Genomic DNA, 25,802 nt, shown 5'->3' with positions numbered 1-25,802 from the left:
CGCCTTCGCGCGCGGGCAATTCCACTGTCCGAGCGGTCTGTTTCGAACGTTCACCTGCCCGTGGTGAGTCGTTCACCCCTCGGACTCCTCGCGGTCACGTCGAATCACGAACGCCCAGTTCACCGCGGTCGACACCGGAGTGTCGCCGCGTATGCGATCTGCGTCACTTCCCGGGGTGGGCGCCCCGCCGTCGCCGGGGGTTCGGAACCTCCCCGGCACGGGTCGTCTGCCCACAGCAGACAAGTGCCGGTCCGGCGCCGGCGCGGCGGTAGTAATGGAGGCATGACCACAGCCGCACTACCCGACCTGAACTACCGCGACCTGTTGGCGGACAGACTATTTCGTCAGCGCACGATCCTCCTCACCGGCGAGGTGGACGACGCCATGGCCGAGCGGGCCTGCTCCGAACTGGTGCTGCTCGCGGCCGCCGACCCCAAACGCGACATCGTGCTGTACATCAATTCCCCGGGCGGCTCCGTCTTCGCCGGCCTGGCCATCTACGACACGATGAAGCTCGTTCCCAACGACGTGGTGACCGTCGCCATGGGTTTCGCCGCCAGCATGGGCCAGGTACTGCTGTGCTCGGGCACCCACGGCAAACGGATCAGTCTGGCGCACAGCCGCATCATGATGCACCAGCCCTCGGCCGGCATCGGCGGCACCGCCGTCGACATCGCCATCCAGGCCGAGAGCCTCGAACGGATGAAACGACAGTCGCAGGAGATCCTCGCCGCCGAGACGGGGCATCCGGTCGAGCAGATCGCCGAGGACAGCGACCGGGACCGGTGGTTCACCGCCGACGAAGCCCGCGACTACGGGATCGTCGACCGCGTCGTGTCCTCGTTCGCCGAGATCGCCCCGCACACCACCGCCCCGAGAATTGGATTGTGAAGCCATGTCCCAATACACCATTCCCCACGTCATCGAGCGCACCCCGGCAGGCGAGCGGTCGTTCGACATCTTCAGCCGACTGCTGAACGAGCGGATCGTCTTCCTGGGCACCGAGATCGACGACGGAGTCGCCAATGTCGTGATGGCACAGCTACTCCACCTCCAGGCGGACAGTTCCGATCAGGAGATCGGTCTGTACATCAATTCGCCCGGCGGCTCCACGACCGCGATGCTCGCGATCTACGACACGATGCAGTTCCTCCGACCGACCATCGCCACGTACTGCATGGGTCAGGCCGCGTCCGCCGCCGCCGTGCTCCTGGCGGCCGGAACCAAGGGACACCGCCACGTCCTGGCCCATTCCCGGACGCTGCTGCACCAGCCGTCGACACAGGGCAACGGCACGATCTCCGACCTGGCGCTCCAGGCCGCGGAAATCATGCGGGTCCGTTCGCAGACCGAGGCGATCCTGAGCAAACACACCGGTCAGACCGTCGAACGCCTGCGGCGGGACACCGACCGGGACCGCATCTTCACAGCCGAGGAGGCCATCGAGTACGGCCTGGCCGACACGCTCGTCGCGGCCTGACGAGGACGCTACGCGGCGAGCAGCGTGGGCACCTGCCGGTTCACGCTCCTGGTCGCCGGGTTCCGGTTCGCCGCGCCGAGCCGGCGCCCGGACCGGAACAGCAGGTGTTCCACCGGCAGACCGAGCGCGCCGCACACCGCGCGCAGCATTTCTGACGACGGCTCCTTCTTCCCGCGTTCGATCTCGGAGAGGTACTGCTTCGACATGCCGACGGCGGCGGCGACGTCCTCGAGGCTCCGATCCTGGTCCCGGCGGGCCTCGCGGAGCACTCGCCCGTACAGCTCACGCACCAGCGGCTCCTCCCGTGATTGCTCGGGAGCGGCCGTCACCAGCGTCAGTCTGCGCTGAGCTTCCATACCTTCGGAGTCTTCCAGACGACGCACCCGGACGGAGCGGCGTTCACCGACAGCGGACAGCCGATCAGTACCGCCCGGCGACGGGGCGCGGACGGACCGATCGGCGTCACGACTCATCGAGCAGGTGGTTGCCGAGTAGTTCGTCGACGCGCTCGGCCGCCTCGTCCGGAATCCAATGGCTCACGCCGCGGAACACCTCGTAGGTGTACGGGCCGTCGACGAAGCGTGCGGTCAGCTCGGGACCTACCGGCCCGATCGCCGTGTCGCCGTCGCTCCACACGAAGAGCGTGGGCACCCGGACCTTCCGGGAGGCCGAACGGGGTGCGGTGAACGGCATGGCCCGATACCAGTTCAGGGCGCCCCGGGCCCGCGTCCGGTCGCGCATGGGCTCCAGGTCGCGCTTCGCCCCGTCCGCAGACTGGCCGCTGGCGAGCAGTGCCCGGTAGCCGTAACCGTCCGGGGTGATCAGCCGCTCCGGAATCCACGGCAGCTGGAACGCGAACATGTACCAGGACTTCAGGATCTGGCGACTGGTGAGCATCGCCCGCACGAACGCCGCCGGGTGCGGCACCGACAGCGCCGTGAGCGTGCGAACCCGGTCGGGCCGTTCCGCCGCGATTCCCCAGGCCACCGCCGCGCCCCAGTCGTGCCCGACGACATGTGCCGGCCCGAGGCCCGCCTGGTCGATGAGCGCGACGACGTCCGCGACCAGTTCCGCGGTGCGGTACGCCCAGCGGGCGCGGGGCCGGGCCCCGGCCGAATAGCCGCGCTGGTCCGGCGCGAGGGTGCGAAATCCCCGCCGGTGCAGCAGCGGCGCCAGTTCGTCCCACGACCGCGAGTCCTGCGGAAATCCATGTAACAGCACCACCGGCGTGCCGTCGATCGGACCCTCGTCGCGAACGTCGAACACGAGCCCGTCCCGGGTGAACGTGCCGATCCGTTCCGTGCCGCTCATCGGACGGCCGGCTCACGCTCGCTGTGGTCTGCGGCCGACGCTCCGGCGCGGAGGAACCGTCCTGTCTTGGTGGCGCCGAACCCGCCGGTGAACTCCCCGTCGCGGTAGACGAGCCTGCCGTTGATCACCGTCGCGACCGCCGCGCCGTCACTGCGGTTCACCATCCGGCGCAGACCGCCGTACTCGGGGACCTCGGCCTCGAACAATCCGTCCACCGTCGCGTCGAGACCCGCCGGATCGATGACGACGAGGTCGGCGCGGTCCCCTTCGCGCAGGTGGCCGGCATCGATGCCGTACCAGTCGGCCAGCTCGCCCGTCAGCCGGTGGACGGCACGCTCGACGGACAGGAACGGTTTGCGGTCGGATTGCGCGTCCTTGACCTTCTTCAGCAACCGGATCGGATAGTTGTAGAACGCCATGTTGCGCAGGTGCGCACCTGCGTCGCCGAATCCCATCTGTACGCCGGAACTGGCCGCGAGCTTCTTCGCGAACTTGGGACGATGGTTGGCGATGGTGGTCCGCCACCGCAGATCGGTGCCGTACTTCACGACGAGATCGAGATACGCGTCGACCGGGTGGACGCCACGCAGGTCGCCCACCGCGCCGAACGTCTTGCCGATCAGCGCCTCGTCGGGGCACCCGACGATCACCGCGTCGTAGAAATTGCGGTGCCAGATGCGGGGGCTGAACTTGTTGTCGTAGTCCTTGCGGAACCGGCGTCGGTAGGACTCGTCCTGCAGCAGGGCGTTTCGCTCCACCTGGTCCTTGAGATGCAGTGCCGCCGCGCCGGCGCCGAACTCCTCGAACACCACGAGGTCGATGCCGTCCGCGTAGACGGTGAACGGCACCGGAAGGTGCTGCCACTTGAAGTCGGTCTTGGCGATGCGGTTCAGCAGGGGCGCCGCGGCGAGCATGAAGTACACGATCGGCGGGTAGGCCTTCGAGTCCGCGGCCGACAGCAGCGACGTCTTGAGGGGCTTGCGTCGTCCCAGACCCGAACTCTCCGCGAAGAATCCCGCGATGTTGGGGTGCAGGTTGATCGTCGGCGCGCTCTGCAGGATCTTGCCTCGCTCGCGCAGGATGCGGTTGAGGAAGCGGAACTCCTTCCACCGCGCATACGTGGACGGCAATGAGCGCGAACGGTATTCGTCGCCGTCGATCTTGTCGAGCGCATTTGTCATCGAGGACAGGCCGAGGAAGCCGGCGTCCACGGCCTCGGTGAGCATCGCGCCCATCCGCTCGAGTTCGCGGGCGCTCGGCTTGGTCCGCTTGTCGGTGCCCCGGCCGAGGCCGAGCACGTGGGTGCGGATGTCGGAGTGCCCGATGAAACCGGCGATATTGGGGCCGAGCGGCAGCGATTCGAGTGCCTCGACGTACTCCGCCGGGCTCTGCCAGATCTTGTTCTCGTCCAGGATCCTGAGCACGGAGTCGTGTGGCACGGCCTCGACCCGGCTGAACAGGTCGGCGCATTCACGCGGCGTCGAGTACACGGTGGACAGGGAGCAGTTTCCGAGGACGACGGTGGTCACGCCGTGTCGCACCGATTCCGGTAGTCCGGGGCTGACGAGCACCTCCGCGTCGTAGTGGGTGTGCACGTCCACGAACCCGGGGACTACCCATTTGCCTGCCGCATCGATGATCTCGGTGTCGGGCCCGACGGGCAGCGGACGGATCGATGCGCGGACGACGACACCGTCGCGGATGCCGAGATTGCGCCGCCGGGGCGCGGATCCGGTCCCGTCGAACCACAGCCCACCATTGACGACGACATCGAAATCCGACATTGTTGCGCTCCTCACACTCGGTATGTGTAACCCGAGGTTACGTATCCCGTTGAGTAAAAGTCAATGGACGGCTAGAGCGTTCCTCAATAGAGTGCAGGGGTGGCCGCCGCACCCCGCTCTCCCGAAGATCGGCGCGCGCAGATCCTCGACGTGGCCGTCCGGCTTCTCGAGACGGTGCCGTTCGACGACCTGTCGATGGACCAGGTGGCGGCCGAGGCGGGCGTCTCCCCGCCCCTGCTGTTCCACTACTTCAAGAACAAGCAGGGTTTTCGCAACGCCGTCCTCGAGACCTCGGCCTCCGAATTGCAACGCCGGATGACACCCGACGCGACGCTCCCCGTGTCCGGGCAGCTCCGAGCCGGCGTCGAAACGTTCGCGGACGCGGTGATCGAGCACCCCACCATCTACCTGGCGGTCATGCGGATGGCCGGTAGTGGCGACGAGCGGATGCGGCAGATCTACCGCGGCATGCGGCGCACGTTCACCCGCTGGATAGGCGCGTCGCTGGCCGAGTTCGGGGTGCCGACGACACCCGCGCTCGAGGCCGCGATCTCGGGCTGGCAGGCGTTCATGGAGGAGATCGTGCTGTCGTGGCTCGACGAGCCGACCATGGACCGCACGGACATGATCGATCTCTGCGAACGCGCTTTCTATCACCTGCTTCCGGCAGCAGGCGTCGACGTCGACGCACTGGACGTGACACGCTGATCCGGATCACACCCGGACAGCAACCCCGGGCTCGCCTCCCACGCCTTCGCGGCCGGGTTGGTCGACGCGTGCCAGGTGTTCGTCGCTCCCGTCGTCGTGAGAGGCGGCACCCGGTCTCTCCCGGAGCGCGTCCGGTGCAGGCTGGAACTGCTGGACGAGCGCCGTTTCGGCAGAGGGTCTACCGGACGTCATTGGCCGGCGCGCTGCGCCTCCAGGAATTTCCGTCCCGGCGTCGGGTCGACGCCGAAGCGCTCGGCGTAGCGCTCGTGAAGTTCCTCCCACCGGTCCCACGACCCGTGCGCCTCCGCCTCGGAGAGGTACCCGCCTGCGAGATGAGGCTCGAGCCGCGCGAAGTAGGTCTCCCAGCCGGCCGCGGTCTGCGCTGCGATCGCACGGTCGCCGAAGACATGGATGAAGATCAGCCGGCATCCGTCGCCCTCAGCGGTCAGATCGAAGCTGTACCGCTCACCGCCGAAGGTCCACGCCAGCCGATGGGGTTCATCGACCTCGGTCACCTCGCCGGTCGCGCCGTAGGCCTCGAAGGTCTCCCCTGTCGCCGGTGTCCACTCGGCGGCGGCGGGAAACCAGCGCTCGAGCTCTGCCGGCACGCTGACCGCCCGCCACACGCGTTCGATCGAGTGGGCGAGCGTGCGCTCGAAGCGCAGCGCCGGGCGGCCGTCGATCGTCTCCAGGGTTCCGTCGGTCATGGGTTCTCCTCCAGGTGTCGTTCGAGGGCGTCGAGGCGCCTCGACCAGTACGCGCGGTACGGCTCCAGCCACTGGTCGACCTCGGCGAGGGGTTCTGGGCGCAGCGCGTACAGACGTTGCTTGCCGTCCACGCGCACCACGACGAGCCCGGCCTCGCGCAGTACCTTGAGGTGCTTGGACACGCCGGGCTGACTGAGCGCGATGCGCTCCACCAGTTCTCCGGCGGGCCGCTCACCCTCACGCAGCAGGTCGAGAATCTGTCTGCGGTGCGGCTCGGCCAGGGCGGCGTAGGCGCTCATAGCCTCATATTGCCAGACGGAAATATGAGTGGCAACCGTCACCGAGGTCGTCACGGCAACCCCGGCTTCCTCCGGGCGGCGGGCGGGGCCCCGACTTGACACACCTCATGTGACACACAACACTTGCCCACACCGACCGAGCGAGTGATCGGTCGGCCGCTCGAATTCGGACATCCCGTTCGGACCGAGCCGGAGAAAGGACATGCGGTGTCGTCGACGTTCATCAACGACGGAATCCAGGAGCCACCCGTGGCGACCACGCTCGACGCGTGGCAGGCGCGCGTGCAGGCGTATCCCGATCACCCGGCCGTGGCCTATTTCGATGGTGTCCTCACTGCCCGTGAGGTCGACGACCTGTCGGACGCCGTCGCCGTCGCGCTGAGCGAGTGGGGCGTCGGGCGCGGTGACCGGGTGGGCATCTACCTGCAGAATGTGCCGCAGTACGTCCTCGCTCTGCTGGCGCTGTGGAAGGTCGGCGCAGCAGCGCTGGTGCTCAATCCGATGTACCGCGGAAACGAACTCCGCCGCCTCGTCGACGATGCGGAGCCGATCGGCATCCTCTGCGAAGACGTGAGCGCCGCGGCCACGGCGGAGACCCTGCGAGGCAGCAGCGTGCGATTCTCGATCAGCACCAGCGCCCTCGATTTCCAGACCCGCAACGATCCGCGGGTGTTCGAGTCCACCACGCGCGCCACGCCGGCGGCCGACGGCGACCTCGTCGAACTCCTCGCGCGCTTTCGCGGCAGGCGGCCTCCCCTGGTCGAACTCGGCGGGGACGACCTCGCGCTGCTCACCTACACCTCCGGGACCACCGGCCCACCGAAGGGCGCGCTCAACTCCCACGCGAACGTGCTGGCCACCGCACTCGACTTCGGTGAGTGCGCCGGCGTCGTCGACGGGGACGTCGTGTTCGCCGTCGCTCCCCTGTTCCACATCACCGGCGCCGTGCTCAATGCGGGTGTCGCCCTCGTCCGGGACTGCCTGCTCGTCTTCGCGAACAGGTTCAACGCGGCCGTCGCACTGGAGACGCTCGTGGAGCACCGGGTGACCTACACGATCGGCTCGATCACCGTGTTCAACGCGCTGTCCGAGGTTCCGGGCGTGAGCGCGGACCACTTCGCCTCGGTCAAGACCCTCTACTCGGGCGGCGCGCCCATCCCGCCTGCCACCGTGGAGAAGTTCGAAGCCCGATTCGGCAAGTACATCCACAACGCGTACGGGATGACCGAGACGACGGCCGGAGTGATTGCGGTGCCACCCGGCCTGCGGGCGCCGGTCGACCCGTCGAGTGGCTCACTGTCCATCGGTCTCCCGCTGCCCCGGGTGGACATCCGCGCCGTCGACCCGAATGGTGACCCTGTTCCGCCCCACACCGCGGGCGAACTGGAAATCGCCGGACCGCAGGTTGTTTCGGGCTACTGGCGCAACCCGGACGCCTCCCGGGACACACTGCCCGGCGGACGGTTGCGCACCGGGGACGTCGCGATCATCGACGAGGCGGGGTGGGTGTACCTCGTCGACCGGCTCAAGGATCAGATCAACGTGTCCGGGTACAAGGTGTGGCCCCGTGAGGTCGAGGACACCCTCTACGAACACCCGGCCGTGCACGAGGCCGCCGTCGTCGGGCAACCCGACGACTACCAGGGCGAATCGGTGGTGGCCTACGTCTCGCTCCGCAAGGGCGCGACCGCCACCGAGGACGAACTCGTCGCGTTCGCCCGCGACCGGCTCGCCGCGTACAAGCGGCCGCGGCTGGTGCACATCATCACCGACCTCCCGAAAACCCAGACAGGCAAGATCCGTCGCAGCGACCTGCGTTGACGGCTCCTCCCCTCGACATCTCGACTCCGCGACCCCGACGAAAGTGACTGCACGTGAACGTCGACCTCACTCGCCAGGCGCAGCCTGACACCCATTCCGGCACCACCCTCGCCTCCCGCAAGAAATCGCTCCTCGCCAGCTCCGTCGGCAACGTCCTCGAGTGGTACGAGTGGAGCGCGTACGCGGTGTTCGCCCCGTTCATCGCGGCGGCGATGTTCAGCAACTCGGACCCGGTCTCGGCCCTGCTGTCCACGCTCGCCGTGTTCGCGGTCGGGTTCCTGATGCGCCCGCTCGGCGGGATCATCTTCGGCCGGATCGCCGACAAGCGCGGACGCAAGTTCGTCCTCGTCACGACCATGCTGATGATGGCCACCGGCAGCCTGATCATCGGGGTGATGCCCACCTACTCGACGATCGGCGCGTGGGCGTCGCTGATCCTGCTCACCGCGCGCGTCATGCAGGGCTTCGCGCACGGCGGCGAGTCCGCGACCGCGTATTCCTACGTCGGTGAGATCGCACCTCCGCACCGGCGCGGCATGTGGGGCAGCGTCGCGTTCATCGCGATCTTCGGCGGTTCGGTGCTGGCCTACACCGTCGGCGGCGTCGTCACCTCCTCCCTGTCCGACACCGCTGTCGGTCAATGGGGTTGGCGTATCCCCTTCCTCATCGGCGCGCTCCTGGCACTGTTCGCCCTGTACCTGCGCCGCAGCATGGACGAGAGCGACGTCTTCGATGCTGCGCAGAAGGATGACGATCAGCCGAGCATCCCCCGCCGCACCGTCGTCCGGGCGATCCTCCTGATGATCGGGATGACCTCGGGCATCACGGCCGCGCACTACACGTGGACGTCGTACATCTCCACGTACGCGATCACGCAGCAGGGCATGAATCCCGACACCGCGTACTGGATGCTGGTGATCGCTCAGCTGATCGCTCTGGTCTCGCTGCCGTTCCTCGGGTTGCTCTCCGACAAGATCGGCCGACGGCCCATGCTGGGGGCCTTCGCGGTTCTGATGTTCGTCCTGCAGTTGCCGCTGACGATGATGATCACGTCCGACGGGTGGACCCTGCTCGTCGCCACCACCGCCGCCCTGCTGATCGTCGCGGTCCCGGCGTCGATTCTGTCCTCCACGCTGTCGGAGAGCTTCCCGACGCGACTACGCACCCAGGCGATCGGATTCGCGTACTCGTTCTCCGTAGCGGTGTTCGGTGGCACCGCCCCGTACCTGAACCAGCTTCTCCTCGGACTCGACCTCGGCTGGGTGTTCGGCGTCTACATCATGGTGCTGGCCGTCCTCACCGGCGTCGCGTGCCTGTTCATGAAGGAGACCAAGGGCATTCGCCTCGAAGACGTGTGACCACGCGAAAGAGAACCGGCAGGTGCATCACCTGCCGGTTCTCACCCGAGCGAGTGACGGGATTCGAACCCGTGTGAACGGCTTTGCAGGCCGGTACCTCAACCACTCAGTCACACCCGCATCGATGATTACTGTGCCCGGCCGGTGCCCCGGGCGCGAGGGTTGCGCTCACGGTGATTCTGAAACCGACACGCCGGGGCGGGAACAAACCACGTGCCCTCGTTGCTGTGTTGCTTCGTGACCGACACCGAAGAACGCGCCGCCCCGACCGCCGACCGGACAACCACCCGTCCCAGCCTTCGGGTGATCCTGGTACTCGGCGCAATGGTGGCCCTCGGCCCCTTCACCATCGACATGTACCTGCCCGCGCTTCCGGACATCGGAACCGACCTCGGCGCGTCCTCGTCCGCGGTCCAGCTGACCATCACCGGCACCCTGCTCGGCCTCGCGCTGGGGCAGTTGATCGTCGGACCGCTCGCGGACAGCCTCGGGCGCAGGCGTCCCCTGATCGCCGGTATCGGTGTCCACGTCGTCGCGTCCGTGCTCGCGGTCTTCGCGCCGACCGTGGCCGTGCTGGGTGTGCTCCGCGTCTTCCAGGGCATAGGGGCCGCCGCCGCAGCGGTGGTCGCGCTCGCCGTCGTCCGCGACCTTTTCTCGGGGAACACCGTGGCCGTCGTGATGTCGCGACTGATGCTCGTGCTCGGGGTCGCACCCGTTCTCGCCCCGAGTATCGGTGGGGCGCTCCTCATCGCCGTCGACTGGCGCGGGATCTTCGTCGTCCTCGCCGTGATCGGCATGCTGACGGCGTTGATCGGTGTGTGGGGTCTGACGGAGACGCTGCCGCCGGAGCGGCGGCGCAAGAGCAATCTGCGCGCCGTGCTGGGCACCTACAAGAGCCTGCTGGGCGACCGCGCGTTCATGGTGCTCGCCCTCGTGTCGAGTGTGGCGATGGGATCGTTGTTCTCGTACGTCTCCGGTGCGTCGTTCGTGTTCCAGGACCAGTACGGCCTGGACGAGCAGCAGTTCGCGCTGCTGTTCAGCTCCGGCGCGATCGCTCTGATCGGCGCCTCGCAACTCAACGTCCGCGCCCTCGCACGGTGGTCACCGCTGCAGATCACGGTGTCGGCCCTCGCCTTCGCGACGGTGGCCGGGCTGGCGCTGGTCACCACCGCCCACTTCGAGTTCGGCGGGCTCGTCGGGTTCGTCGTTCCGCTGTGGTTCCTCCTCGCCGGTGTCGGCTTCGTCCTGCCGAACGCCCCGGCACTGGCTCTCGGCCGGCACGGGGAGGCGGCCGGTACGGCGGCCGCGCTGCTCGGCGCCCTGCAGTTCGGTGTCGGCGCGCTGATCGCTCCCCTGGTCGGCGTGCTCGGCAACACCGGCGTCGCACTCGCGGTCACGATGACTGCGTGCGCGGGACTCGGACTCGTGGCGTTGGCGGCCGCCGCGAAGGCGGAAGCGCACTGACGACACGTTCGGCAGATTTTCGCGGCCCATCACCCGTCATGGGATGATCGACGCATGCCACCACCGTCACCACTTCATCTCGACCCCATCGAAGAGGCCCACCGGCAGTGGACGAAGCACGGCTGGGGTGATGTCGCCGACGGCATGGCCGCGGTGACCTCGGTGATGCGGGCACAGCAGATCATGATGGCCCGGGTGGAAGAGGTGCTCAAGCCGTCGGGGCTCACGTTCGCCCGGTACGAATTGCTGACGCTGCTGACGTTCACGCGTACGGGTGCGCTCCCGATGGCGAAGGCCAGCGCGCGCCTTCAGGTTCACCCGACCAGCGTGACGAACGCCGTCGACCGGCTCGAGACGGCGAATCTCGTGCGACGTGTCCCGCATCCGAGCGATCGCCGCGCGACCCTGATCGAAATCACCGACGCGGGAAGGAAACTGGCCGTCGAGTCCACCGAGCGACTCAACGCCCAGGTGTTCTCGCGCCCCGGGGTGTCCGGTGACAAGCTGGAACAACTGGTCACGATCCTCGCCGAACTGCGCCGCGAGGCAGGCGATTTCGACACCGGAGACGCCCCCACCAAGTGGTGAGAGACGACTGTCGCCCCGCACCGGATCCGGTGCGGGGCGACAGTCGTTTTCAGGGCTTCTAGCGGTGCTTGAAGACGGGCGCACGCTTCTCGACGAACGCCGCCATCCCTTCCTTCTGATCTTCGGTGGCGAACGTCGAATGGAACACCCGACGCTCGAACCGGACACCTTCGGTGAGGGTGGTCTCGAACGAGCGGTTGACGGCTTCCTTCGCCATCATCGCGACCGGAAGCGACATTTCGGCGATGGTGGTCGCCGTCTGCAGCGCCTCGTCCAGGAGATCCACGGCGGGCACGATCCGCGACACCAGTCCGGCGCGTTCGGCCTCCTCGGCGTCCATGTTCCGGCCGGTCAGGCACAGTTCCATGGCCTTGGCCTTCCCCACCGCGCGCGTCAGCCGCTGCGAACCGCCGATGCCCGGGATGACACCGAGCTTGATCTCCGGCTGACCGAACTTCGCGGTGTCGGCGGCGATCAGGATGTCACAGAGCATCGCCAGTTCGCATCCGCCGCCGAGTGCGTAACCGGCGACGGCAGCGATCGTCGGCTTGCGGGCCGCGGCGAGGCGATCCCACGCGGCGAAGAAGTCGTCCAGGTAGACGTCCATGTACGACTTGGGCTGCATCTCCTTGATGTCGGCGCCCGCCGCGAATGCCCGATCGGAACCGGTGATCAGAATGGCACCGATCTCCGAATCCTTCTCCAACTCCTCCACCGCCGACACGACCTCGCGCATCAGCTCGGAGTTCAGTGCGTTGAGCGCTTTCGGACGGTTGAGGGTGATGATCCCCACCCGGCCCTTGCGTTCGAGCAGGATGGTCTCGAAGTCGGTCACTGGTCTCCCTTGGTAGAACGGTCGCGGATGTCGTTGATGATGGCCGAGAAGTCCTGGCCACCACCACCGGCGGCGTGGAACCGGCTGTACAGCTCGGCGGCCCGCAGCCCGAGGTCGGCCTCGACGCCGTTGGTCTTCAGCGCGTTCGCGGCGAGACCGAGGTCCTTGTCCATCAGCGCGGCCGCGAAGCCCGGCTGGTAGTCGTTGTTGGCCGGGCTCGTCGGAACCGGTCCGGGCACAGGACAGTTGGTGGTGAGCGCCCAGCACTGACCCGACGCGTTGGACGCGACGTCGAACAGGGCCTGGTTGCTCAGACCCAGCTTCTCGCCGAGGACGAACGCCTCACTGATGGCGATCATCGACACGCCCAGAATCATGTTGTTGCAGATCTTCGCGGCCTGACCGTTGCCCGGATCTCCGCAGTGGACGACCTTCTTGCCCATCACGTCCAGCAGCGGCTTCGCGGACTCGAAGTCGTCCGCCGTGCCGCCGACCATGAACGCGAGCGTTCCCGCGGTGGCGCCGACGACGCCGCCGGAGACGGGTGCGTCCACCGAACGGTGGCCCGCCTCGACCGCCTCGTCGTGCGCCGCCCGGGCGTCCGCGACGTCGATGGTGGACGAATCGATGAACAGGGTGCCCGGCTTCGCGGCGGGCAGGATCTCCGCGTAGAGCCCGAGAACGTGCTTGCCGCTCGGCAGCATCGTGATCACGACGTCCACCTCGCGCACGGCCTCGACGGCCGAATCAGCGACGGTGACACCGTCTTTCACTGCCTGTTCGAGTGCGGCGGGCGCGAGGTCGAAGCCGACCACCGTGTGCCCCGCCTTGACGAGGTTGGCCGCCATGGGACCACCCATGTGACCGAGTCCCAGAAATCCGACGGTAGTGCTCATAGCAGTCCCTCCTGGACGCGTGTGGCTGGTGGTCAGTGCTGGCGCTGCAGGGCCGTCAGGCCGAGTTCGAGGTCGCCGAGTGGGGCGAAGAACGCGTCGACCCGCGCCGGGTCGACCTCCTCGATCGTGGCGGGCGACCACTGCGGGTTGCGGTCCTTGTCCACGACCTGCGCCCGGATGCCCTCGACGAGGTCGGGCGAGCTCAGGCAGGCGACGGACACCCGGAACTCGTCATCGAGTACTTCCTCGAGGCTGCCGGCCTGCCGTGCGCGGCGCAGCGATGTCAGGGTGACCGCGCACGCGGTCGGCGACTTCGCCCGCACCTGCTCGGCCGCCTTCTCCGCCTCGGGCACCCCACTGCCGCGCAGCCGGGCGACGATGTCGGCGACACTGTTCGCCGAGTACGCGGCGTCGATCCAGCCCTGCTGGCCCAGCAACTCCGATGCCGGTGCCGGTTCGGTGAACTGTGCGAGCGCCTCCTGAACCGACGTGGCCGACAGCGCGTCGAGGAACTGCTCGATCTTCTCCGACGGGATGAAGTGGTCGGCGAACCCGCACGCGATCGCGTCGCCGGCACTGAGCCGGGCGGTGGTCAGGGCGATGTGGGTGCCCAACTCGCCCGGGGTGCGGGCGAGCAGGTAGGTGCCCCCGACATCGGGGACGAAACCGATCCCGGTCTCGGGCATCCCGATCATCGACCGCTCGGTGACGATCCGCACGCTGCCGTGCGCCGACACCCCGACCCCACCGCCCATCACGATGCCGTCCATGATCGCCACATACGGTTTGCCGTAGCCCGCGATGGCCGCGTTGAGGAGGTACTCCTCGCGCCAGAACTCCCGCGAACCGGTGCCCCCGTCCTTGGCGTCGTGGTAGATCGAGACGATGTCGCCGCCGGCGCACAGGCCACGCTCACCCGCACCGGTGATCACCACCGCCCGCACCTCGTCGTCGCCGGACCATTCGGTCAGGGCCGCCGCGATCTGCCGCACCATCGCATGGTTGAGGGCGTTGATCGCCTTGGGCCGATTGAGCACGATGCGGCCCAGCCCGTCCCGCTTCTCGACAATTACCTCAGATTCAGAATTCACGTAGGTCACCCTGCCGTTCCGCTATTTCCGACGACGCTGCGGGCGATGACCACCCGCATGATCTCGTTGCTGCCTTCGAGGATCTGGTGGACGCGCAGGTCCCGGACGATCTTCTCGATTCCGTACTCGGCAAGATAGCCGTAACCGCCGTGCAGTTGCAGCGCCTTGTTGGCCACCTCGAAACCGGTGTCGGTGGCGAAGCGTTTGGCCATCGCACACAGTTCGACGACGTCGGGGGCGCCGTCCTCGAGCGCGGCCGCCGCCCGCCACAGCAGGGTGCGGGCCGCCTCCAGTTCGGTGCGCATGTCGGCGAGCTGAAACTGCAGCGCCTGCGAGTCGATCAGCGGCGAACCGAACGCCTTCCGGTCCGTCAGGTAGGCGACGGCCCGCTCCAGCGCGGTCTGCGCGCCGCCCACCGAGCACGCCGCGATGTTGAGCCGGCCACCGTTGAGGCCGGCCATCGCGATCCGGAAGCCACCGCCCTCGGAACCGAGCAGATTCGCCGCCGGCACCCGCACGTCCTCGAAGATCACCTGACGGGTGGGCTGGGCGTTCCAGCCCATCTTCACCTCGTTCGGCCCGAACGACAGACCCGGCGACCCCTTCGGGACGATGAACGCCGAAATCCCCCGCGGCCCGCCCTCCCCGGTCCGGGCCATCACCACGTACACCTCGGACGTGCCGGCACCGGAGATGAACTGCTTGACCCCGTTCAGGACGTAGTCGTCGCCGTCGCGGACCGCCCGGGTACTCAGCGCCGCCGCATCCGAACCGGCCCCCGGCTCGGTCAGGCAGTAACTGCCCAGCTGATCCATCGAACACAACCCCGGCACCCACGCACGGCGCTGCTCGTCGGTGCCGAACCTGTCGATCATCCACGTGACCATGTTGTGGATGGAAATGTAGGCGGCGATCGACGGGCACCCCTTCGCGAGCTGCTCGAAGATGCGGGCCGCGTCGACACGAGTGAGCTCGGATCCACCCACGTCCTCGCGGATGTAGATCCCACCCATCCCCAACGACGCCGCCTTACGCAGGACATCCACAGGGAAATGCTTGGCCTGATCCCATTCCACGGCGTGCGGCGCGAGATGCTCGGCCGCGAAGTCGCGGGCAGTGTCGCTGATCGCCCGCTCGTCATCGGTCAAGGTGAACATGGAGGTCCGTTCAGTTCATGGTGGGGATGACGAAGTGGTTGGTCTGTTCCTTCTTGCCTGAGGGCCAACGCTGCGTCACGGTCTTGGTCTTGGTGTAGAAGCGGAACGAGTCGGGACCGTGCTGATTCAGGTCGCCGAAGCCGGAGCGCTTCCAGCCGCCGAACGTGTGGTACGCGATCGGCACGGGGATCGGGACGTTGACGCCGACCATGCCGACGTTCACGCGGTTGGTGAAGTCGCGGGCGGTGTCGCCGTCGCGGGTGAAGATCGCGACGCCGTTGCCGTACTCGTGCTCGGTGGGCAGGCGGAGTGCTTCCTCGTAGTCCGCGGCACGGGCGACGAGCAGGACGGGTCCGAAGATCTCTTCCTTGTAGACGCGCATGTCGGTGGTGACCTTGTCGAACAGGGTCGCGCCGGCGAAGAAGCCGTTCTCGTGGCCCTCGAGGGTGAAGCCGCGGCCGTCGATCACGGCCTCCGCGCCCTCGTCGATGCCGATCTGGATGTAGCTGTTCACCCGCTCGAGGGCGTCCTTGCTGACGAGTGGACCGAAGTCGGCGGACTCGTCGTCGCTGCGGCCGATCGTGAGCTTGGCGACCCGTTCGGTCAGCTTGGCGACCAGCGCATCCGCCGTCTCCTCGCCCACCGGGACCGCGACGGAAATGGCCATGCACCGCTCACCCGCGGAGCCGTAACCAGCGCCGATGAGGGCGTCTGCCACCTCGTCGAGGTCGGCGTCGGGCATGATGATCGCGTGGTTCTTCGCGCCGCCGAAGCACTGGGCACGCTTGCCGTGGGCCGCGGCGGTCTCGTAGATGTACTGCGCGATCGGCGTGGAGCCGACGAAGCCGACAGCCTTGACGCGGTCGTCGGTGAGCAGGACGTCCACCACTTCCTTGTCACCGTTGACCACGTTGAACACGCCTGCGGGCAGACCTGCTTCGAGGAACAGCTCGGCCAGACGCAGCGGCACCGACGGGTCGCGCTCGGACGGCTTGAGGATGAACGCGTTGCCGGCGGCCAGCGCGGGACCGGCCTTCCACAGCGGGATCATGGCCGGGAAGTTGAAGGGCGTGATGCCCGCGACGACACCGAGCGGCTGACGCATCGAGTACACGTCGATGCCGGTTCCGGCGGATTCCGTGTACTCACCCTTGAGAAGGTGCGGGGCGCCGAGTGCGAACTCGATGACCTCGAGGCCGCGCTGGATGTCGCCCTTCGCGTCGGGGATCGTCTTGCCGTGCTCGGACGACAGGAGGCGCGCCAGTGAATCCATCTCCTCCTGCGCGAGCTGGAGGAACTTCATCAGGACGCGGGCCCGCTTCTGCGGATTGAACAGCGCCCATTCCCGCTGAGCATCCACCGCGTTCGCGATGATCGCCTCGGTCTCGGCCTTGTCGGCGAGAGGCACACGCGCCTGCACCTCACCGGTGTTGGGGTCGTAGACGTCGCCGAACTTGTTGGAGGCACCGGGGACGCGCTTGCCGCCGACGAAGTGGGATAGCTCTTGAACCATTGTGCGAACCCGTTTCCTGCTCGATGATGAAGGAGTTCCGAATATGTAGCCCATCCTATAGTTGGATGTCCATGTATGTCCAGACCATACGATCGGATCATGCAGAGTCACTCTCCCGAGGAGCTGAACTTCGTCCGCATCCTCCGGACCAACCCGTGCATCACCACCATCCTGGACCGCGCACCCCAACTCGGCCTCTCGGAGTGGTACCTCACCGCAGGCGCCGTGTTCCAGACGGTCTGGAACCACCTCGACGGCCGCGACCCGCAGTCGGGAATCAACGACTACGACCTCTTCTACTTCGACGACAGCGACACCAGCTACGAGGCCGAAGACGACGTCATCCGCAAGGCCGGCGCACTGTTCGACGACCTCGACGTGCGTGTCGAGGTCAGAAACGAAGCACGGGTGCATCTTTGGTACGAAGACCACTTCGGCGTGCCCTCGACACCCTTCACCGACTGCAAGGACGCCATCGATCACTTCGCCTCCACCACCTGCTGCTACGGCATCCGGAGAACACCCAGCGGAGACGACGAGATCTACGCTCCCCACGGATTCGCCGACCTCTTCGACATGATCCTGCGCCCGAACCCCGTCCTCGCCCCGCGGGAGGTGTACGAATCCAAAGCCGCCCGGTGGCAGAGGGAATGGCCTCGCCTGACGGTGGTGCCGTGGCCGGAGTGAGCAGTCAGTGCTTCCGCACGACGTGCTCGGGCTCTCCCGGTTTCCAGATGGTGATGTCCATGTGACCGTCGCCGACCTCCACTGCCGAGCCGCCGGTCAGGTCGGCACGGTAGCAGTGATCGAATTCCTGCCCCCGGATGTCGAACCCGGTCTCGTCGAACAGTGCCTGCGCGAAACGCTGATGCAGGGCCTTGTCCTGGACGTCGTCGACGACACCCCACAGTTTCGCGTCGCCCTCCTTCACCTCGGTGTCGACTGTCGCGGTGTGCAGGCAGAAGCGCGGATCGCGAGCCAGATCCCGGAACTTCGTGGTGTTCGGCATTCCGGCGATCCACAACTGATTCTCGAAGAATCTCGGCTCGACCGGGCTGATCCGCGGGAATCCGTCGGAGCGAAGCGTGCCGAGCATGCAGAGGTTTCCGGTCGCCGCGTGTCTGCGGGAGAAAATAGCGGCAATCCGCGGAGCAGCTTCGGCGAACTCATTCCAGCTGGCCATGCACACGACCCTACGACGAATCCCGTGGCCGCCGGGTCAGGACGCCCGCAATTGCGCGATGAGCACCGCCTCGACCTCCGACTGTCGTGCCGCGGCCGGGAGCGGCGGGGCCGCCGACCGGTAGTGGTGCCCGGTCGGGGTGCCGAGGTCGATGAGGTGAGTGTGGCCGGGCCGCTGTATCGGGCGGGCGGTCCACCCCGGTGCTTCCTTCGCGTAATTGCACGCCTCACAGAGTCCGGACCCGTTTCGCGCGGTGGTCTTACCCAATTTCCTGCGTGAGCGGATGTGATCGTGATGCCGGATCGGCGCATCACACCACGCAGTCCTGCACGTCCGATCCCGCAGGTCGATCAGCTGTCTCAGGCTCTTCGGGAACGTGCGGGCTTGCGATTCCATCGCCGTCAGCGCCCCCAACTGCGGGCACGAATACACCCGCCGTAGCGACGTCTCGGTGTCATTGTCGACGGCGTCCGCCACCAGCTGCCGCGCGATCCCCGCCGGCACCGGCCCGAACCCCCGCAACTGCGCCGCCTCGTGCCCACCGGCCAGCAGAGTCTCGTCCGAGAGCACCAGATTCACCGCCACCGGAACACCCGCTGCCACCGACGCCCCGGTGCCGCGGTCGAACAACAAGTCCACCATCAGCTGATTGCGAGTCCGGCCGCCACTGTTCCCGGTGGCAATCAGACTGTCCGCATCCCGCCCCAGCGTGGCCTGCACACACACCGCCTGCTCGACCGGCATCAACACACTCAAATAGGCCATCGAATCCGGCGCCGGCCGTGTCGTGACCCGACGCTCGGACACCGCCTTACGATGCCGGGCCACGACCGCCGCGGCGTCGAGTTCGACCGCCAACGCCTTCGCCCGTGCGATCAGCCCGCGGTCGCCGACGCCGTCGAGAGTGGCCGGGTCCGAGCACAACCGACGGTCCACGATCGCCCGATCCGCGGCCGACAGGCACGCTGTTTCCCGCACCAACAACGTGGCGCGCCATTCGTTCAACCGGCCCGACCGCAACAGGGCCAGGGTGTGCGGCATCTCGTGCACCAACGCCTGAGCGAAACCCAGATGCCGACCACCGCGGTTCGGGGATTCCCTGCGCGCCAACGCAATCTGCGAGGCGATGCCGCGGTCCCACTCCGCCCGCGGTAACCCGGCAGCCTTGCGGTCCGCACGGATACACGTGGCGACGCCGTCGGTGATCACCGCCTGCACCGCACACCCGACCGACTTCAACGCCTCGATCGCATCGAGCCACTCGATCCCCAACCCCGCATCACCGCCAGCAGAAACCACTCGCAGCCGCGCCGTGAACACACGCAACTCGGCCAGATCCGGCGCAATCAATTCCCCCACAGCCAACCTCCCCCAAGGCCGTTAGAATGTATGTTCGATTCTAGCAACAGCCCTTGCCCCGTGGCAATAGTCCGCGTTGACTCATCAGAAATGCCCGCGTAGTCCATCCGTCGCCTCACCTGAAAATGCCGGCGTAGCGGTCACCTCTGCAGAGTTGTTGCTAGTCAATCAGATTTGGGTGCTGCAGACCAGCACGAGGCCGTCACCGGAGAGGACAAGCAATCCTCGCCGACAGATACTCCCGACCATCGCCACCGCCACGAACACCAACGAGAGAAGCCGCTGCCACGGGGGCATTTCTGGATGAGTCAACGAATCAGACTTCGCGGGCATCGTGACCTGAGGCAACAGGGAGCCACCGAAGTCAGAGCCCCAGCGCCGCGGCCGCTGCCCGCGCGAGGGTTTCGTCGACGGCGTCGTAACTGCCGGAGCCACCGCCCGGTCCGCCGCTGTCGGCGACGGTGCGGCGGGCGGAGAGGTGCACGGCGTCGACCCCGGTGCCTGCGACCGCGGCGATGTCCTCGACGCGGATTCCGCCACCTGCCATTACTTGAATTCGCCCGTGCGCGTGAGCGACCATGCCGGACAGAGCTTCGAGACCGTCGATGCACCGCGGTGCTCCGCCCGAGGTGAGGACCCGGATGATGCCCGACCGCGCGAGCGTGTCGACGGCGGTCGCCCTCTCGGCGACGACGTCCATCGCACGATGGAACGTCACCTCGACCGTGTACGGGTCGATGCCGTCGAGCAGTCGGCGCAGAGCGTCGCGGTCGACGGACATGTCGGGAGTGAGTGCGCCGAGCACGACCCCGGAGGCGCCGACGTTCACCGCGGCCAGGACGTCGCGAGCCATGACGGCGATCTCGTCGGCGTCGTAGACGAATCCGCCGGGCCGGCACCGGATCAGCGGGTGCACCGCGATCCCCTGGGCCGCGACCGCTTCGATCATGCCGATGCTCGGTGTCAACCCGCCGGTCGCGCCGAGTGCGGTGCACAACTCGACGCGCACCGCGCCGGCACGTCGTGCGATCCGGGCGCCCGCGACATCCTGGACCGCTAATTCGAGTACGGGTGTCATCTAGAACGACTGCCAGGAAGGCTTGTGTTCCAGCGCATACCGGTAGTAGTCGGCGAGTTGCAGCTTGCTCGCTGCGGCTTCGTCGATCACGACGGTCACGTGCCGGTGCAGCTGCATCACCGATGCCGGGCAGAACGCGGAGAGCGGACCTTCCGCGGCTGCGGCGATCGCCTCGGCCTTGCCCTTGCCGAACGCGATCATCACCAGGTGCCGGGCCTCGCTGATGGTGCCCAGACCCTGGGTGAGGACGTGGTGCGGGACGTCGTCGACGCTGTCGAAGAACCGCGCGTTGTCGAGGCGGGTCTGCTCGGTGAGTGTCTTGACGCGGGTGCGTGAGGTCAGCGCGGAGCCCGGCTCGTTGAAGCCGATGTGGCCGTCGGTCCCGATGCCGAGAAGCTGCACGTCGACGCCGCCTGCCTCGGCGATGGCTGCGTCGTACCGCGCACCTTCCTCGGCGATGTCGGGCGATTCGCCGTTCGGGCTGAGCACACGGGCGGTGTCGAGGTTGACGTGGTCGACGAACTCCGAGCGGATCACCGAGAAGTACGACTGGTCATGGCTTTTCGGAAGACCGACGTACTCGTCCAGCAGGAAGGCTCGTGCTCGCGAGAAGTCCAGTCCGGCCTCACGGTGCCTGCGTGCGAGTTCCCGGTAGCTCCCGAGGGGGGACGAGCCGGTCGCGAGGCCCAGCGTCGTCGGACCGCGTCGCACGTACCCCTCGACGATGTCGGCGACGGTCGAGCTGATCTCCGACGGCGTCTGCCGGATTACGATTTCCATGCGAGTCCTTCCGTTTCGGCGGGCATTCCGCCGACGAACACGCCGCGGGGGCGCAGTTGGTGATCGGTCACGACGATATCGGCGCGGCGGCCCGGGGCCAGGGTGCCGCGGTCGGACTCCAGGCCGAGCAGCCGGGCCGGAGTCCTGGTGGCGGAAGCGACGGCGTCGACGAGTCCGATGCCGCTGTCCACGACGGCGGTGCGCACCACGTCCAGCAGCCGTGCGGTGCCGCCCGCGATGGCCCCCTCGGACCCGTCGGCGGTCGCGAGCCGGGCCACACCGTGTGCGACGCGCACGTTCAGCGGCCCGAGCTGGTAGTCGCCGTCCGCGACACCGGCGGCGGCCATGGCGTCACTGACGAGGACGATCTGGTCGGGCCCGACGGTATCGAACACCATCGACACGGTCTCGGGCGCGAGATGCACTCCGTCCGCGATCAATTCGACGACGATGTCGCCGCGACCGGCCGCGGCCAGGAACGCGGCCACCGGTCCCGGCGCGCGGTGGTGCAGCGGCGGCATCGCGTTGAACAGGTGGGTGGCGGTCAGGGGGCCGCCGGCGGCGTCGGCGATCCTCGCGGACGTGGTCGCCGCGTCGGTGTCGGTGTGGCCGAGGCTGGGTAGCACGTCACGCCGTCGCATCGCGGCGAGAAGTTCGCCGAAGTGCGCGGTCTCCGGCGCGAGCGTCATCGACCGGACGGTGCCACGCGCGGCGTCGCAGATCCTTTCGAACAGATCGGGATCGCCGGGGATCACGGACGCGGGATCCTGCGCGCCGCACCGGGCACCGGAGATGAACGGGCCCTCCAGGTGGATCCCGAGGAGCTCACCGCGTTCCACCAGATCGGCGAGAATCCCGGCCTGCCGGAGCAGGTCCTGCTCCCCTGCCGAGACGAGGCTGCCGAGCAGTCCGGTGGTGCCGTGCTCGCGGTGATGGTCCGCGGCCTGCCTTGCCCCGTCGGCGTCGGTGTTGGGAAATCCCGCGCCTGCGCCGCCGTGGCAATGCAGGTCGATCAGACCCGGCAGCAGTATCGACGAACTCGGTTCCGGCAGCGGCACCTGTCCGCGGTACTGCGCCGCGGACCCGACCCAGGAGATTCGGTCGCCGTCGGTGGTCACCACACCGTCGGCGATGACGCCGTCCTCCACGACGACCTCGCCCCGCAGGATCATCGAGACGCTCCGGACGCGAGCGCGGCGACCGCCGATCGTGCGGACTGCGAGGACCGTGCGCCGCGTGCGGCGGCGGCCATGTCCCGGCACAGGCCGAGGTCGGCGGCGGCCAGACTGGCACGCACGGCACCCAGCGACGGGGCCACCATCGACAGGCTGGTGACGCCCAACCCGACCAGCACCGGGGCCAGCGCGGGATCGGACGCGGCCTCCCCGCAGACGCCGACGGGTGCGCCTGCCTCCGCTCCTGCCGCGCCGACCAGGCCGATCAGGTCCAGGACGGCGGGCTGCCACGGGTCGAGCAGTGGCGCGAGACTGCCCGCCATCCGGTCCGCGGCACACGTGTACTGGCTCAGGTCGTTGGTCCCGATACTGACGAAATCGAGGTGCTCGAGCAGGTCGCGTGCACGCAGCGCTGCCGAGGGGATTTCGATCATCGCCCCGACCGTGGCGATACCGGCTGAGCGGGCTAGCGCGGCGAAGCCCTCCGCTTCCTCCGCCGTCGCCACCATCGGCGCCATCACCCACAGGTCCGCGCCGGTGGTGGCCGCCGCGGCGCCGAGAGCCTCCAACTGGGTGGCCAGGACTTCCGGGTAGACGGTGCCGACCCGCAGCCCCCGCACGCCGAGTGCCGGGTTCTCCTCCGCGCCGAGGTCGAGGAACGGCAGTGGTTTGTCGGAGCCGCTGTCGAGGGTCCGGACCACCACCTTGCGTCCCGCGAACTGCTCCAGCACCGACGTGTAGGTGGCGATCTGTTCGTCGAGGGTGGGCGCGATCTGCCTGCCGAGGTACAGGAATTCGGTGCGGAACAGCCCGACGCCCTCGGAATCCGCGGTGGCGGCGCGGGTGGCGTCGTCGACGGTGCCGATGTTGACGAGCAGTCCGACGGGTGCCCCGTCCCGGGTGCGGCCGGGTCCACTCGTGGCCGCGACCCGCGCTCGCGCCTCCGCGACCTGCTCGGCCACCTCTGCCTGCCGAAGGTCGCCGGGGTCGACGACGATCTCGCCGGTCGTCCCGTCGAGCACCACCGGTCTTCCCTCGACCAACCGGTCGAGGTCGGCGCAGTTCACGATCGCCGGCAGACCGAGGGATTTCGCCAGGATCGCAGTGTGGCTCGTCGGCCCGCCCTCGGCGGTGAGCAGACCGACCACGTCGCTGCCGCCGAGCATCGCGGTGTCCGCGGGCGACAGGTCCCTGGCGACGAGAACGAACGGGTACCCGGGATCGGGGATGCCGGGCATCGGCACTCCCAGCAGCACCGCGACCGCGCGATGCCCGAGGTCACGCAGGTCCGCAACGCGTTCGGCCAGGTACCCACCGAGGGCCTCGAGTTTGGCGCAGTAACCGTCGAACGCGACGCTCACGGCGTGTGCCGTCGGCATGCCGGCGCGAAGGTTCTCCTCGGCGGCGGACACGATTCCCGGGTCGCGGGCCATGGCCGCCGACACGAGCAGGATCTCGGACGCGACGCCGTCCACCTGGGCGGCGCGGGCTTCGAGGTCGCCGGACACGGTCGCGAGGGCGTCCCGCACACGGGCGGTCTCGGCCGTGATCGATTCGCCGACAGGGTCTTCGGCCGACGTCGCGACCGGTGTCCCGAACGAGAGCCAGGGTGCGCAGACCAGTCCCGGACTCACCCCGAGGCCGTGTACGAGAACTTCCGTAGCCGTCGACATCAGGCGGCGTCGAGGTCGGAGGCGAGCAGGTCTGCGAGGCGGTCGAGGGCCTCCTCGCTGCCCTCCCCTTCCGCGGTGATCGTCACCTCGGTACCGAATTCGGCGCCGAGGGTCATCACCGCGAGCATGCTGCCTGCGTCCACCGGCGCGGACTCGCCGACCGCGATCTGCACTGCGACCGGTATCGCCGCGGCGGCCTGGGTGAACTTCGCAGCGGGGCGGGCGTGCAGTCCGACCTTGGAACCGATGAGGACCGTTCGTGTAGCCATGCTCACTGACCTGCCTTTTCCGTGTCGGCGTTGGTGTCGGCGTTCGTTTCCGCGTCGTCCTCCCGGCCGGGAGTGCGCAGGTTCCACTTCTTGATGACGAAGCTGAACAGGACGTAATAGATGACCGCGTACCCGAGCCCGATGGGGATCAGCATCCACGCGTTGGTGGCCTTGCCGAAGTTGAGCACGTAGTCGAAGAAGCCTGCGGAGAACGTGAATCCGTCGTGGATGCCGAGCGCGTTGACGAGCGCCATCGACGTGCCGGTGAGGAACGCGTGGATCAGGTACAGCGGCCAGGCCACGAACATGAACGCGAATTCGAGGGGCTCGGTGATGCCGGTGAGGAACGCCGTCAGTGCGGTGGAAAGCATGATCCCACCCACGACCTTCTTCTGCGACGGCCGGGCGTTGCGCCAGATTGCCAGTGCGGCAGCGGGAAGGGCGAACATCATGATCGGGAAGAAGCCGGTCATGAAGATGCCTGCGCTCGGGTCGCCGGCGAAGAACCGGTTGAGGTCGCCGCGGACCAGCTCGCCGCTCGCGTCCTGGTAGTCGCCGACGAGGAACCACACGGTGGAGTTCAGGATGTGGTGCAGTCCGGTCGGGATGAGCAGGCGGTTCGCCATGCCGTAGACGCCGCCACCGACGACGGAGTTCTCGGCGACGGTCTCGCCCACCCACGTCAGTGCGGAGTTGAAGGCCGGGTACAGAAACGCCATCAGGACGCCGACGACGAGACCGGTGACGGCGGTGAGGATGGGAACGAGCCTGCGCCCGTTGAAGAATCCGAGGTAGTCGGGCAGTTTGGTGCGGTAGAACCGCTGCCACAGAATCGCGGACAGCAGACCCATCACGATGCCGGCGAGCACACCGTAGTTGATCAGCGCCTGGTCGCCGTTCGGATCGGTCTTGCCTTCGAGGACGACCGGCGACATGGCCTCGAACACGCCGTTGATGACCATGTATCCGACCACGGCGGCCAGGGCGGTGGAACCGTCGGCCTTCTTGGCCCATCCGATGGCGATGCCCACCGCGAAGATGAGGGGCAGCCAGGTGAACACGGCCTGGCCGGCTGCGGAGATGACGGACGCGGCGGTGTGCATCGAGTCGAATCGGCCGAGGAGGTCGTCCTGGCCGAGCCGCAGCAAGATGCCGGCCGCGGGAAGTACCGCGATCGGCAGCATCAGGCTGCGCCCGAGGCGCTGCAACCCGGCAAACACCGCTGATTCCATTTTCGGGCTGTCTACGACAGTCATATCGGCCTTCTCTGTGT

General features: G+C 67.8%; 26 protein-coding genes and 1 tRNA gene. 8 read left to right on the top strand and 19 right to left on the bottom strand.

Annotation, left to right across the window (positions count from 1 at the left end):
* Nucleotides 1-282 precede the first annotated feature (282 nt).
* A complete protein-coding gene (locus QM841_RS37300) occupies nucleotides 283-891 on the top strand; it encodes a ClpP family protease (RefSeq protein WP_005568279.1) in 609 nt (202 codons plus the stop codon).
* Nucleotides 892-895: 4 nt separating this feature from the next.
* Nucleotides 896-1,480: an ATP-dependent Clp protease proteolytic subunit gene (locus QM841_RS37295; protein ID WP_005264590.1), complete on the top strand. Its 585-nt coding sequence runs from the start codon at nucleotides 896-898 to the stop codon at nucleotides 1,478-1,480.
* A gap of 8 nt (nucleotides 1,481-1,488) precedes the next feature.
* On the opposite strand, the gene QM841_RS37290 is transcribed toward QM841_RS37295, so the two are convergent.
* From QM841_RS37290 to QM841_RS37280, 3 genes are all read right to left on the bottom strand, one after another.
* Nucleotides 1,489-1,836, bottom strand: coding sequence for a helix-turn-helix domain-containing protein (locus QM841_RS37290; protein ID WP_280783710.1), 348 nt, complete (start codon nucleotides 1,834-1,836; stop codon nucleotides 1,489-1,491).
* Between the two features lie 106 nt (nucleotides 1,837-1,942).
* Nucleotides 1,943-2,791: an alpha/beta fold hydrolase gene (locus QM841_RS37285; protein ID WP_280783641.1), complete on the bottom strand. Its 849-nt coding sequence runs from the start codon at nucleotides 2,789-2,791 to the stop codon at nucleotides 1,943-1,945.
* Complete coding sequence (locus tag QM841_RS37280; protein WP_283335883.1) at nucleotides 2,788-4,575, bottom strand: N-acyl-D-amino-acid deacylase family protein; 1,788 nt, start codon at nucleotides 4,573-4,575, stop codon at nucleotides 2,788-2,790. The genes QM841_RS37285 and QM841_RS37280 overlap by 4 nt, the downstream gene beginning before the upstream one ends.
* Nucleotides 4,576-4,674: 99 nt before the next feature.
* Between QM841_RS37280 and QM841_RS37275 the strand changes: the two genes are divergently transcribed.
* Nucleotides 4,675-5,283 carry a TetR/AcrR family transcriptional regulator gene (locus tag QM841_RS37275; protein ID WP_283335882.1) on the top strand — a complete coding sequence of 203 codons (609 nt, stop codon included), beginning with the start codon at nucleotides 4,675-4,677 and terminating at the stop codon, nucleotides 5,281-5,283.
* Between the two features lie 188 nt (nucleotides 5,284-5,471).
* Here the strand turns inward: QM841_RS37275 and QM841_RS37270 are convergent, their stop codons facing one another.
* Together QM841_RS37270 and QM841_RS37265 are read right to left on the bottom strand one after the other, a co-directional pair.
* Nucleotides 5,472-5,990 (bottom strand): SRPBCC domain-containing protein, encoded by a 519-nt coding sequence (locus tag QM841_RS37270; RefSeq protein ID WP_283335881.1) that lies wholly within the window; start codon nucleotides 5,988-5,990, stop codon nucleotides 5,472-5,474.
* Entirely contained in the window at nucleotides 5,987-6,289 is a 303-nt protein-coding gene (locus tag QM841_RS37265) for an ArsR/SmtB family transcription factor (RefSeq protein WP_280783645.1), read from the bottom strand. Before QM841_RS37265 ends, QM841_RS37270 begins: the two co-directional genes overlap by 4 nt.
* A gap of 207 nt (nucleotides 6,290-6,496) precedes the next feature.
* On the opposite strand from QM841_RS37265, the gene QM841_RS37260 reads away from it, so the two are divergent.
* Entirely contained in the window at nucleotides 6,497-8,110 is a 1,614-nt protein-coding gene (locus tag QM841_RS37260; RefSeq protein WP_283335880.1) for a class I adenylate-forming enzyme family protein, read from the top strand.
* A 53-nt stretch (nucleotides 8,111-8,163) separates the two neighbouring features.
* Nucleotides 8,164-9,468: an MFS transporter gene (locus QM841_RS37255; protein ID WP_283335879.1), complete on the top strand. Its 1,305-nt coding sequence runs from the start codon at nucleotides 8,164-8,166 to the stop codon at nucleotides 9,466-9,468.
* A gap of 48 nt (nucleotides 9,469-9,516) precedes the next feature.
* Here QM841_RS37255 and QM841_RS37250 read toward each other — a convergent pair.
* Nucleotides 9,517-9,588: transfer RNA gene (locus tag QM841_RS37250), tRNA-Cys, on the bottom strand.
* 93 nt (nucleotides 9,589-9,681) lie between these two features.
* On the opposite strand from QM841_RS37250, the gene QM841_RS37245 reads away from it, so the two are divergent.
* Together QM841_RS37245 and QM841_RS37240 are read left to right on the top strand one after the other, a co-directional pair.
* Nucleotides 9,682-10,932, top strand: a complete 1,251-nt coding sequence (locus tag QM841_RS37245; protein WP_283335878.1) for a multidrug effflux MFS transporter — start codon at nucleotides 9,682-9,684, stop codon at nucleotides 10,930-10,932.
* 54 nt (nucleotides 10,933-10,986) lie between these two features.
* Nucleotides 10,987-11,520: a MarR family winged helix-turn-helix transcriptional regulator gene (locus tag QM841_RS37240; RefSeq protein ID WP_009474224.1), complete on the top strand. Its 534-nt coding sequence runs from the start codon at nucleotides 10,987-10,989 to the stop codon at nucleotides 11,518-11,520.
* A 58-nt stretch (nucleotides 11,521-11,578) separates the two neighbouring features.
* Here QM841_RS37240 and QM841_RS37235 read toward each other — a convergent pair whose 3' ends face one another.
* Genes QM841_RS37235 through QM841_RS37215 form a run of 5 tightly spaced genes read right to left on the bottom strand, consistent with a single transcriptional unit; the run spans nucleotide 11,579 to nucleotide 17,012 of the window.
* On the bottom strand, nucleotides 11,579-12,355 hold the full coding sequence (locus tag QM841_RS37235) for an enoyl-CoA hydratase (RefSeq protein ID WP_283335877.1): 777 nt from the start codon (nucleotides 12,353-12,355) through the stop codon (nucleotides 11,579-11,581).
* Entirely contained in the window at nucleotides 12,352-13,287 is a 936-nt protein-coding gene (gene mmsB / locus QM841_RS37230; protein ID WP_274542891.1) for a 3-hydroxyisobutyrate dehydrogenase, read from the bottom strand. The genes QM841_RS37235 and mmsB overlap by 4 nt, the downstream gene beginning before the upstream one ends.
* Nucleotides 13,284-14,342 (bottom strand): enoyl-CoA hydratase/isomerase family protein, encoded by a 1,059-nt coding sequence (locus tag QM841_RS37225; protein WP_283335876.1) that lies wholly within the window; start codon nucleotides 14,340-14,342, stop codon nucleotides 13,284-13,286. Before QM841_RS37225 ends, mmsB begins: the two co-directional genes overlap by 4 nt.
* 5 nt (nucleotides 14,343-14,347) lie before the next feature.
* Entirely contained in the window at nucleotides 14,348-15,499 is a 1,152-nt protein-coding gene (locus QM841_RS37220) for an isobutyryl-CoA dehydrogenase (RefSeq protein ID WP_283332169.1), read from the bottom strand.
* Nucleotides 15,500-15,509: 10 nt separating this feature from the next.
* Entirely contained in the window at nucleotides 15,510-17,012 is a 1,503-nt protein-coding gene (locus QM841_RS37215) for a CoA-acylating methylmalonate-semialdehyde dehydrogenase (protein WP_283335875.1), read from the bottom strand.
* A 99-nt stretch (nucleotides 17,013-17,111) separates the two neighbouring features.
* On the opposite strand from QM841_RS37215, the gene QM841_RS37210 reads away from it, so the two are divergent.
* Nucleotides 17,112-17,699, top strand: a complete 588-nt coding sequence (locus QM841_RS37210) for a nucleotidyltransferase family protein (RefSeq protein WP_283335874.1) — start codon at nucleotides 17,112-17,114, stop codon at nucleotides 17,697-17,699.
* Between the two features lie 4 nt (nucleotides 17,700-17,703).
* On the opposite strand, the gene QM841_RS37205 is transcribed toward QM841_RS37210, so the two are convergent.
* The 8 genes from QM841_RS37205 to QM841_RS37170 all read right to left on the bottom strand — a co-directional run bounded on the left by QM841_RS37205 (nucleotide 17,704) and on the right by QM841_RS37170 (nucleotide 25,785).
* Nucleotides 17,704-18,195: a pyridoxamine 5'-phosphate oxidase family protein gene (locus QM841_RS37205; protein WP_005252867.1), complete on the bottom strand. Its 492-nt coding sequence runs from the start codon at nucleotides 18,193-18,195 to the stop codon at nucleotides 17,704-17,706.
* A gap of 36 nt (nucleotides 18,196-18,231) precedes the next feature.
* On the bottom strand, nucleotides 18,232-19,554 hold the full coding sequence (locus QM841_RS37200; protein WP_283335873.1) for an HNH endonuclease: 1,323 nt from the start codon (nucleotides 19,552-19,554) through the stop codon (nucleotides 18,232-18,234).
* A gap of 364 nt (nucleotides 19,555-19,918) precedes the next feature.
* Nucleotides 19,919-20,632 carry a copper homeostasis protein CutC gene (locus QM841_RS37195; RefSeq protein ID WP_283335872.1) on the bottom strand — a complete coding sequence of 238 codons (714 nt, stop codon included), beginning with the start codon at nucleotides 20,630-20,632 and terminating at the stop codon, nucleotides 19,919-19,921.
* Nucleotides 20,633-21,412 (bottom strand): glucosamine-6-phosphate deaminase, encoded by a 780-nt coding sequence (gene nagB, locus QM841_RS37190; protein WP_283335871.1) that lies wholly within the window; start codon nucleotides 21,410-21,412, stop codon nucleotides 20,633-20,635. It lies immediately after the preceding gene.
* The gene (locus QM841_RS37185; RefSeq protein ID WP_283335870.1) at nucleotides 21,400-22,584 is read right to left on the bottom strand and encodes an N-acetylglucosamine-6-phosphate deacetylase; all 1,185 of its coding nucleotides are present in this window, start codon (nucleotides 22,582-22,584) and stop codon (nucleotides 21,400-21,402) included. Before QM841_RS37185 ends, nagB begins: the two co-directional genes overlap by 13 nt.
* Nucleotides 22,581-24,260, bottom strand: a complete 1,680-nt coding sequence (ptsP, locus tag QM841_RS37180) for a phosphoenolpyruvate--protein phosphotransferase (RefSeq protein ID WP_283335869.1) — start codon at nucleotides 24,258-24,260, stop codon at nucleotides 22,581-22,583. Before ptsP ends, QM841_RS37185 begins: the two co-directional genes overlap by 4 nt.
* On the bottom strand, nucleotides 24,260-24,535 hold the full coding sequence (locus QM841_RS37175; RefSeq protein ID WP_283335868.1) for an HPr family phosphocarrier protein: 276 nt from the start codon (nucleotides 24,533-24,535) through the stop codon (nucleotides 24,260-24,262). The genes ptsP and QM841_RS37175 overlap by 1 nt, the downstream gene beginning before the upstream one ends.
* On the bottom strand, nucleotides 24,532-25,785 hold the full coding sequence (locus tag QM841_RS37170; RefSeq protein WP_283335867.1) for a PTS transporter subunit EIIC: 1,254 nt from the start codon (nucleotides 25,783-25,785) through the stop codon (nucleotides 24,532-24,534). The genes QM841_RS37175 and QM841_RS37170 overlap by 4 nt, the downstream gene beginning before the upstream one ends.
* Between the last annotated feature and the right edge of the window lie 17 nt (nucleotides 25,786-25,802).

It is taken from the genome of Rhodococcus sp. IEGM 1307, assembly GCF_030056915.1.
Lineage (GTDB): Bacteria > Actinomycetota > Actinomycetes > Mycobacteriales > Mycobacteriaceae > Rhodococcus_F > Rhodococcus_F opacus_D.
This window is presented reverse-complemented; position numbering and strand designations above follow the sequence as displayed.